This window comes from Herbidospora mongoliensis, assembly GCF_001570545.1.
Lineage (GTDB): Bacteria > Actinomycetota > Actinomycetes > Streptosporangiales > Streptosporangiaceae > Herbidospora > Herbidospora mongoliensis.
The window spans coordinates 1-7,004 of record NZ_BBXD01000040.1 but is presented as its reverse complement, the minus strand read 5'-3'; the positions used below and the strand labels follow the sequence as shown (position 1 = coordinate 7,004).

The 7,004-nt window shown below is 59.5% G+C and carries 5 protein-coding genes; 1 reads left to right on the top strand and 4 read right to left on the bottom strand.

All coding sequences use genetic code 11. The features are described from left to right. Positions 1 to 192: 192 nt before the first annotated feature. Positions 193 to 975 carry a transposase family protein gene (locus tag AW272_RS40010; RefSeq protein ID WP_066376529.1) on the bottom strand — a complete coding sequence of 261 codons (783 nt, stop codon included), beginning with the start codon at positions 973 to 975 and terminating at the stop codon, positions 193 to 195. A 327-nt stretch (positions 976 to 1,302) separates the two neighbouring features. Here AW272_RS40010 and AW272_RS42995 point away from each other — a divergent pair, with 327 nt between their 5' ends. Continuing rightward, complete coding sequence (locus AW272_RS42995; RefSeq protein WP_157519382.1) at positions 1,303 to 2,010, top strand: DUF6082 family protein; 708 nt, start codon at positions 1,303 to 1,305, stop codon at positions 2,008 to 2,010. A 183-nt stretch (positions 2,011 to 2,193) separates the two neighbouring features. Here the strand turns inward: AW272_RS42995 and AW272_RS42990 are convergent, their stop codons facing one another. From AW272_RS42990 to AW272_RS39995, 3 genes are all read right to left on the bottom strand, one after another. Further along, entirely contained in the window at positions 2,194 to 3,519 is a 1,326-nt protein-coding gene (locus tag AW272_RS42990) for an ATP-binding protein (RefSeq protein ID WP_157519380.1), read from the bottom strand. 605 nt (positions 3,520 to 4,124) lie between these two features. Continuing rightward, positions 4,125 to 4,883, bottom strand: a complete 759-nt coding sequence (locus tag AW272_RS40000; protein ID WP_157519378.1) for a neutral zinc metallopeptidase — start codon at positions 4,881 to 4,883, stop codon at positions 4,125 to 4,127. 1,637 nt (positions 4,884 to 6,520) lie between these two features. Continuing rightward, on the bottom strand, positions 6,521 to 7,004 hold a 484-nt coding region (locus tag AW272_RS39995), incomplete at its 5' end, for an IS630 family transposase (RefSeq protein ID WP_157519377.1).

Below are 7,004 nucleotides of genomic sequence, written 5' to 3'. Positions count from 1 at the left end.
CAATACCGCCGCCGCATCCTCAGCGGGTTCATCGCCAAGACCGGCCTGGACCCCCACCTCTCATAACCTCAGCCATTAAGGCTCTCTAGCATCCCCTCTTCTAGACCTCCGGTCCAGAGTTGCGGATGTCCGGGAGTGGACAGGAAAACAGTGCAATTGGGACTCGCAGGCCGACGTTACCTTGAGCCTTTTTCATCCTGAGTAGCGATCGGTTTCGATCGCCTCAAGGGTGAGGATCGCCTGCACGATCGTGGTGGCGCGGTGCGGGCAGCAGCGGAGTTTGGCCAGGACTTTCCAGGTCTTCAGAGTCGCGACCGCGCGTTCGCCCATGGCCCGGATGCGGGCGTGAGAGCGATTGACGGCTTTCTGGCCAGAGGACAGCCGTGGCCGATACCGATGGCGCTTGAACGGGGTGCGGATGGCACCGCCCGCGCCTTGGTAACCCTTGTCGGCGAGGACCTGCACGCCGGCGTTGGTCAGAGCGTCGATGAGGCCGGTGGTGCGGGCGGCGGTCAGGTCGTGCACGGCGCCGGGCAGGGCTGGTGAGGCCCAGACCAGCCGGCCGATGGGGTCGGCGAGAACCTGGACGTTCAGCCCGTGACGCCGGTGTTTCCCGGAGTAGTACGGCTTTTGATCGGCGAGGCGGTCGATGGGGATCAGGGTGCCGTCCAGGATGGCGTAGGCCAGTCGACCGGCTCGTGTGACGGCGGCTTGGAGGTCGTCGGCCAGGGCGGCCAGGAGGTCGACCGCCTCCTGCACGTAGCGCCAGGCGGTGGTGGTGCCGATGGAAAATCCCGAGGCCAGGCGGGTGTAGGTGTCGCCGTTGCGTAAGTGGGCGAGGACCAGCAGGGCTTGCCGTCCGGCGCTCAGGCACCGCCATCGGCAGCGGCGTTCGGCACGGCGGGCGCGGATCATCTCGGTCAGGCGGGCCAGGGTGTGGTTCGACAGCGGAATCGCGGCACGGTAAGACAGCAACGAGGCTCCCGGTTGGGGCATCGGATCTTGGTCGACTGCTGTCCTACCGGGAGCCTCATCTCGGCCTCAATCCCGGTTCCTGCGCCTCCCGTGACCAGCACCGTCACGATGGAAAAGGCTCATTTAGGCACTTGAGGCATCGCAAACGCTGGCTCGATTGTGAGGCAAGTTCTTAAGATTTTCTGCGATGCTCAAGCTGGGCAGTTTGTTGCGTGAGACACAATCCGAAATCAAGATAATCTTGCGATCGCGTTGAGAGGCACCATGCAACGTGGGCAAATAGTCATGAGAAGCATATTAATATGCGCTGGCCTAGTCACCTCTTTGTTGCTGGTACTAATCTCCCCTGCGGCTCTGTCGATTTTGAGTGACGCATTTAAATTGAACTGGCGTAGTCTGGCCGACATCGGCCAGACATACGGCGCAATTTCTGCGGTCGTGAGTGCCGTCGCGCTCGCCGGTGTCGCGGTGTCTCTCATACTCCAAGGACGAGCATTACTCATAGCGAGAGAGCAGACCGCACGAACCTTTCACAACGAACTCCTTAAACTATCAATGGACGATGAAGTCCTCATCCGCTGTTGGGGCACACATCCCGACAGCCCTCTCTATTTCCACAAACAACACATCTATATAAATATAATTTTTTCACACTGGGAGGCACTCTTCGAGATAGGCATGCTAGATGAAATGGGGCTACGGCATGGGCTAGCCCGAGAATTATTCCCCGCAGAAGCGCCCCGGACCTTCTGGGAAGAGCACGGAAGCGACCGAATACGCAGTCGTCGCAAAATGAGCAAACGACGTAAACGTGTGGTTGAAATAGTGGACGAAGAGTACCGGAAGGCCATCGCATCCGGTCCACCGCTAGTTGCTGCGTTACCGAACCAGGAATCGGCTAAACAGAACCGGATATCTTCCCGCCAAGTGGCCAACGCCACGATCCTGGGAGTGGTTCTTGTCGCAGGAGCAGTCGGCGGCCTTAAGATCCTGCGCAAACTGCTGTCACTATTTGGATCGTCTCACTTTCGCTGAAGCGAGATCTTACTTGATCGATATATTGAACACTTGCCAGTTCTATAATGCAACTCGTAACAGCAGGGTACACGAATCTGGCGGCGACCTAGGGGCCTACCTCCCCGGGAGATAATCCAGCTTCCGGAGAAATACCTTCCTTCGCTTTCGCCATACGAGCAGGGGCTAGCTAGGGAGCCGACTTCATTTTTGGGTTTCAGCGCTTAAGTGCGCTGCCGACGCCCAAGTCGGTATCGTCAAACTAGTCAACCACCACTCGAAGTCGCGTATCCCCATTTCTAGCAAGAACACTGCAACCCAATTGCGGGCCATGGTGTCCAATTCCAGAACGCTACGACCCTGCGGACGGACGGGGGGAAACCATCCGGCACTCGGATTTTCGGCGCCATCTCTTGGAAAATCGCTGGTGTTTAGGACGTTCGTTACCCGATATTTGCGGGAAGGATTGAACCATCCTTCCCACGTATCCATCCTGATCGGCTCTGCCGCGCCAACCGCTGAAGCTACGGCTTCACATGTTCGTGCAATAGTTAACAGTTGAGCTAATATCCCAGCATAGAGGTCAGAGAGACTCAATGGGATTATTTCCCCCTGCTTCAGATACCAGCGCACCCCAAGGTGAAGTGACAGACTCCGCCCGGCGAGATTTAAATATGCTGACGTACTGACAGGAACCCCGTTTTGGGTTTCGATGTGATCATTTGCGGCGGGTGCACGCACGACAAGAGTCGTTGCCTTGCCTTGTGCTATCCGCCACGACGATGACTCATATCGCGCCGATAACGCAATTCCCCAAACTTTTTCTGGCAAGGGGGAGGCGTTCAATACATCCAAGACTGCCTGCCTGCCGGCACTTCCGATCCACGGACGCTCAAGGATTCGATGTGGCAATAAGATTTCGCCCCTGAATCGCAGAGTGGCAAGAGCAGTATCTTCGTCGGGCCACAAAGCAAGATCTGCTCCTGATCCTTGGAAATGTAGCGGGAAATTAATCGCACCAGCTGGGCTCTTAAGCTCTTGAGCTGCTTGATCTCGCGCCACCAGATCAAGCACTCTTTGTCGGTCGGCTGGCACGTTGTGTCCCGGGATGCGGTAAAGAATCGTCCCCTTTACCAGAACTGGGTGTGGGACGGCATCTGCGTCAACCCGAAACACCCCTATTAGCTTGGTCGTGTTCGGAATCCGGACAGGGATTCCCTCAGGTAGGGCTCTAGGTAGAAGATCCCGTAAGTGGGCAACAAGTCCTTCGAAGTCTCGTTGGCTAATACCCTTAAAGCGGGCCTCACCCGTCTCTTCTTCAGAAACCCCAACCAGGACAAGGCCGCCGTCGGTATTACTCATAGCCGCCACTGCGTCGGCCACGTTATTTCCGCTGCGTTTCAGCTTAAGTTCCAGGGTGATCGACTCAGTAAGCAGATCATTCTGCTCGGCAGTCAAAACGAAGTCTCGGACCACCTCGTAGGTGATCTGTGAACTTGGCACGTCATGCAAGCTACTGCTCAGCGACATGGAGCCACCGTAGCCCGCCGCCCTCCGCTCGTGCCGTTCATTTTCGAAGATCAATTACGGTCAGTGTCTCGCGTAGGCAGCCCCGACCTTCCGTCCGCGTGTTTCAGCGCGATCGAGCCTGAGGTTCGCTGAACTCGCTGCCAGTCCACCCAATGTGCCCTCTCAAGTCTTGAGAGGGGTTCGAGTAGGCGCCCGCTAGGTCCACGGGTAATGGGGATGGCCTGTGGTTGTTGCTCCTTCGGAGCACCTTCCACGGGCCATTTCCCGTTTGCGGACACGGGGGGACGACCCCCCGAACCCGCCGATACGAGAGGGCTGTCGCCCCCTCGTGCTCCCCCTGGTCCGCTAACGCGGCCCCTGGCGTCGCTGTCGCTCGGGGGTCGCTTTCGCTCCCTGGCGAAGGGCTTCGCCCCTCGCACTCCCTCCACCGCCTCGCTTCGCTCTGTGCTGGTCTCATACCAAGTCGGTCAAGAAGCCGATGCCTTCTGGCTGCGTCCCTCAGGACTAAAAGCTCTCCTTGCTGGCGACTTTCACATGATCCGGCCACCCTCGAAATGGGACGGGGCAGGGTCGTCGGCTCGGGATGGCGAGTGTCGATATTCGCGCTAGCTGACTCGCTTCACCGGGGCCGAGAACGTGTTGCATGCTGCGGCGGAGCGAGTGCTGAACGCTCGTTTCGCCCAGTATTCGGCGTTGTCCTGCTTGCCCTTGTTTAAGCCCAGCGCATGATGCATGTTGGCCAGCACCCACAGAACGTAGTCTGGGTCGCGGCCTTCGGCGGTGTAGCCGAGGGAGTCCCAGACGCTGCCGAGGAAAGCGGCCGCGAAACATGTGGTCTGCATTTCCATTCGGAGACCCACGGCCTGCTTGTCCCGCTTTGGTGCCTTTTCAAAAGCTTTCTGGGTGGCGGGAAGTATGCCGGTGAGTTCCTGGATGTGGTAGGCGTAGGCGCGCGCAACGCTCAGTAGGAGGGTCGGCCGGTTGAGCTCGTTTCTCCGTGACCTCACCGGGGACCAGATATGGATCGTCTTGGTCTTTCGGCAATACACACCAGTCGTCGCGTACGTTTTGCCGGAAACCCCACACGCCTTGACGCGGTCGCCGTCCTTGACGATGAGCTTGGCGCGCTTGAAGGGGATCTTCGCCTTGGCGAGCAGTGGCCGCCAGGCCCGTTCGAGGCAGGTCATCGCGTTCTCGGCCAGACGTTGCGTGGTGCCGAAATCGCCCATGTACGCGTCTTCGGTGCAGGTGACCACGGGCAGTGCACCGGCTTTGTAGATCGGATTCTTGGTGAGTGCCTCTGGACCGGACGGCACCGATGCCACTAGCGAGACGGCTATCGCGGCATTAAGGATCAAGGTCATATCGGCGGATCTTAGCGATCAAACGTCCCGATCACGAGATTGCGGGGAGGTTGTTTTCACGGATTTGGAGGGATGGATGATCGGCCCACTGGTGCGCGGAATTCTCTCCGTCGGCACGTCGAATACTCGGCGCAAACCATCTACCTGGTCTTTTGGCTCCACGGGTAATGGGACGGCTGATGGTTGTCGACCCTTCTGAACCACGTGCTGCAAGCCACTTCCCGTTTGCGGGGGGCGACCTCACCACCCCCGGGCGCCAGAGGGCTGCGACCACGCTGCCCCCTGCACACTTCGCGGCCCTGCGTCGCATTCGCCCCAGGGTCCTGCCGCTCCTCTACGAAGGGCTCCGTCCCGCTTCGCTCGTTCTCGACTTTCCCGGAGGATCCGCTTTTCAGAGGTGGGCTTTCCTGGAGGTTGGCAGGTGGATGTTCCTGCTCCCGGTCCGCCAGTGGCGACTTACATCGTTGGGCGCCTCTTTCAAGGCCGATCCATTGGGGCGCGCGGAGCCCAACGAGGAGCGACCTGAACCTTGTTCATCGTTTCGTAGACCCAGTGATGGTCTCGACCGCCGCTCATGATCCGGCGGTGACGGCACTGATGTACTCCTGGCGTGACAACCGTCGCATTGACCGGGAAGGCAACAATCTGACCATCAAGAACGGTCTCCGCGCGCTGGGCGACCGCTACCAATCACCCAAGAAGCCAGGTCAGCCGAACAGGTGTAAAGCATCAATGGAAGCCGCAACGTCAAGCATCACCCGAGGAAAGACGACTTCGACCCAGGGAGCTGATTACAACTTCTTTCGGGTTCAAGCTGCCGCTCTTGGAGATCGCCTTCGCAAGTCATCCCGACGGCGTGTCCGGTAGATCACGTGTGCAGCCATAACAGGCCGCTGACCAGAGTGACGCCAGCCAGGTAGTTGCGGACAATCTTGTCCTAGCGGGTGGCGATGCCGCGTCATTGCTTGAGCCGATTTAAGCGGCGTTCGACGACATTGAATGACGTAAGCGGCCGGGTTGTACAAAGGGCGGGCGCCACCGGGGCTGCCTCACAGGCCGGCACCCCGCCTGCTGGTCGGCGCGTTCGGGAATGGTGGCCGTAATTCTGCGGGTCTGAAGGTAGGTGCGACGGCGCGGGAACTGTAAGCCTTGTGGCAACTCGGCTGGAGAGCGGTGGCTCTGATCGTCGCTGTTAGTGGTCCCAGACACCATCATTCTGAGGCATAACGATCCGGAGGGCCGAGTTCGAGTAGGCAAGCGTTAGCTCCACTCATGAACTTTCAGGTCAGAGGCCAGTTCCGCTCAGCGGGACTGGCCTTTTTGATCTTCTGAGTGACAAACTGAGTGACTACGCCTCTCTGCCGGGTCAGCGGAGAGCGCGTGCGGCTGCCCTCAATTCGCTGGCCGCGCCTTCTAGCTGCATGTTGCGGAGCAACTTGGCCGCCGCATACAAGGTGGTGACGGTGTCACCGAATCCTTCGAGACGCCTCGATGCAAGATCGAGGGCTTTGGCGGCCTCAGGAAGGTCGTCCAACGCTTTCGCGGCATCTGCCAAGTCGGCAGCCGCCTGAGGAAGGGAACGAAGCGCCGACGCAGCCTGGGCCGATGCGCCTTCTGCCGAGATGAGTGTGCATCGACTAGTGAGCTGGTCCGGAGATTTTTGAGCAGTAGCGGCATATTCGATCGATGATCTGGTCTGCGGTCGCGGTCCAGGTGAAGGGCCGGGCGTGGGCGTTCCACACCTCGATCCAGTTCTCCAGCGCGGTGGTCAACTCGTCCACAGAACAGAAGACCCCGCGTTGGAGGCAACGCCGCTGGAGTTCGGCGAACCATCGTTCGACCTGGTTGATCCAGGAGGAATAGGTCGGGGTGAAGTGCAGCTGGAAGCGGGGATGGTCCAGCAGCCAGCGGCGGATCGCCGGCGTCTTGTGCGCGGACAGGTTGTCGCAGATCACGTGGATGTCCAGAGCGGGTTCGGTGCGCCGGTCAATCTCGGCCAAAAAGTCGCGGATGTCCTCGGCCCGGTGCCGGGCCGACAGCTTCCCGATCACCTGGCCGGTCGCGGTGTTGAGAGCGGCGAACAGGTCGATGGTGCCGTGACGTTTGTAGTCGTGGCTGCGG

Coding starts and splice junctions, on each gene's coding strand:
- AW272_RS42990 (WP_157519380.1), bottom strand. CDS start 3,519: ATGTCGCTGAGCAGTAGCTTGCATGACGTGCCAAGTTCACAGATCACC.
- AW272_RS40000 (WP_157519378.1), bottom strand. CDS start 4,883: ATGACCTTGATCCTTAATGCCGCGATAGCCGTCTCGCTAGTGGCATCG.